This is a genomic window from Wolbachia endosymbiont of Drosophila incompta (genome assembly GCF_001758565.1).
In the GTDB taxonomy this organism is placed as follows: Bacteria; Pseudomonadota; Alphaproteobacteria; order Rickettsiales; family Anaplasmataceae; genus Wolbachia; species Wolbachia pipientis.
This window is the reverse complement of the sequence record NZ_CP011148.1, coordinates 709537-711642: the sequence shown is the minus strand read 5'-3', so window position 1 is coordinate 711642 and position 2106 is coordinate 709537. Positions and strand designations below refer to the sequence as shown.

At 36.3% G+C, this 2106-nt stretch carries 2 protein-coding genes and 1 pseudogene; all 3 read right to left on the bottom strand.

All coding sequences use genetic code 11. From position 1 onward, the window contains the following. Positions 1-148 (bottom strand): annotated as a pseudogene (locus WG67_RS08410) (WD_0736 family protein); the annotation flags it as partial. A gap of 191 nt (positions 149-339) precedes the next feature. After that, on the bottom strand, positions 340-1554 hold the full coding sequence (tgt, locus tag WG67_RS03135) for a tRNA guanosine(34) transglycosylase Tgt (RefSeq protein WP_010082445.1): 1215 nt from the start codon (positions 1552-1554) through the stop codon (positions 340-342). Further along, positions 1555-2055, bottom strand: a complete 501-nt coding sequence (gene nuoE, locus WG67_RS03130) for an NADH-quinone oxidoreductase subunit NuoE (protein WP_010962799.1) — start codon at positions 2053-2055, stop codon at positions 1555-1557. Positions 2056-2106: the final 51 nt, after the last annotated feature.

Genomic DNA, 2106 nt, shown 5'->3' with positions numbered 1-2106 from the left:
CAGTCAAAATTCCTCCTATCACTAGACAAGCAGCTATAGCAGGTACGGTACCCACTGCAATTGCAGTTGCGATTAATGATAACCCAGCTAAGAATGTAACGGCTGAAACGCAAAACGCTATTTGATGTTTTTCTTTATTGTTAACCATAAATACCTCACAAAAACTATATTTTTAACATACCAGTGTTGTCATGTATTGTCAAGTTTTTAAAGAAGATTAAAAAATGCAACGCACATGTGCAAAAAACGCTAACTATGGATTAGCCAAGGAAGAAAGAGTAGGAAGAGGAAGGCTTTTTCTGTTTTAGGGAATATAAAATAAGCGTAGAAAAATATGAACTAGGTGTATAATTCACAGTGTAGTGGTGTCTCACTAATCCAATTATTTTTCTCCCGATCTAGCCTATCATCTAATATAGCCTGCCTTATTGATGCCATTAACTTATTCATAAAGAAAATATTATGAATGGTAACGAGCGTGTAAGCCAGGAGCTCTTTAGCTTTCAGTAAATGGTGTATATAAGCTCTTGAATGTTTTCTGCAGGTAAAACATAAACAGTCACTTTCAATTGGGTTGTTGTCCAGCTCAAATCGTTGATTCCGCAAATTAATATGCTCTTTGCACTTTGAAGAAATAGAATTTCTGTTTTTTACTTTAACAAGTGCGCCACCATGCCTTGCTAAGCGGGTTGGATGCACGCAATCAAACGTGTCAATTCCAAGCTCTACTCCGCGAAAGATGTCCACAATTCCACCAATACCAAGCAAATGAGTAGGCCTGTCTTTTTTCAGGTGGTCCATAGTGAAAGAAACTACATCATGCATCTGCTCTTTACTTTGACCAAGTGATCCACCTATTGCTTGACCAAAAAATGGCAAATCGTTGATAAAATCACAACTTTCTCTACGTAAATCTTGATACACTCCGCCTTGACTAATTCCATACAGTGCCTGCTTGCCATTATTGTTTTTTTCAAATTCATTTAAAGAACGTTCAGCCCATCTGTGGCTCATGAGCATTGATTTTGCTGTGTATTCTTTGCTTACGTGAAATGGAGTGCATTCATCTAAAACTAGGATTAAATCTGCACCTAATTTCTGTTGAATTTGTACAGATTTTTCAGGAGTTAAGCAATAAATTTTACCATTAATGTAAGAACGGAAAATTGCCCCATCCTCATTAATTTTGATCAAAGTTTTTTGTTTTTTTCTTATTCCTTTTATCTCTTCCGAAACTGATCCGTGGCCTAAGCTAAATATCTGATATCCACCTGAGTCAGTTAGCATTGGCCCATTCCATCCTATCATCTTGCGCAAACCACCAAGTTTTGCAACAGTATTCTCTCCTGGTTGAAGCATTAGGTGATAGGTGTTGGAAAGTATGATTTGGGTACCAGCTTCACTTATTCTTTCAATATCTGCAGCTTTAATTGCAGCTTTTGTTGCGCAGAATATAAAAGCGGGGGTTTCTACGCTTCCATTTGGAGTTTTAATTGTTCCAACTCTTGCAGAACCTGATTGCTTGATTCTCTTGAATGAAAATTCTTCTTTCATCTATTTGCCTGAAAGTTCTGTTATGATGTTTTCTACTTTCTCAGGAGTAAGATTTTCATAGAAGTCATTATTGATCTGCACAACGGGAGCATTAACGCATGCACCTAGGCATTCAACTTCTTTTAAAGTGAACAAATTATCTTTAGTAGTCTCACCGATATTGATTCCAAGTTTTTTTTTAAATGTATTTAAAACTTCTTCACTATTGCACAACCAGCAAGGAGTTGTTCTACAAATTTGTATTAGATATTTGCCTACTGGTTTTAAATTATACATGGTGTAAAAATTTGCCACTTCATATACACGAATATGTGGAATATGCAGCATATCAGCAACATAACGCATAGCAGATTCAGAAACCCATCCGCATTGCTCTTGAACCAGATATAGTAAAGGCATAACAGCACTACCTTCTCTACCTTTGGGATACATCTCTATAAACTTTCCCGCTTTCTTGAGGTTTTCTGATGTAAAACTAAACTGCTCTTCTTTTTCTATCATTCATGAGACTCGTGTAAACTTTAACAGATTATACCTGTAGAACCAATGATT

What these genes read in the sequence shown, in the direction of transcription:
- tgt (WP_010082445.1), bottom strand. Translation starts at nt 1,554, where the DNA reads ATGAAAGAAGAATTTTCATTCAAGAGAATCAAGCAATCAGGTTCTGCA.
- nuoE (WP_010962799.1), bottom strand. Translation starts at nt 2,055, where the DNA reads ATGATAGAAAAAGAAGAGCAGTTTAGTTTTACATCAGAAAACCTCAAG.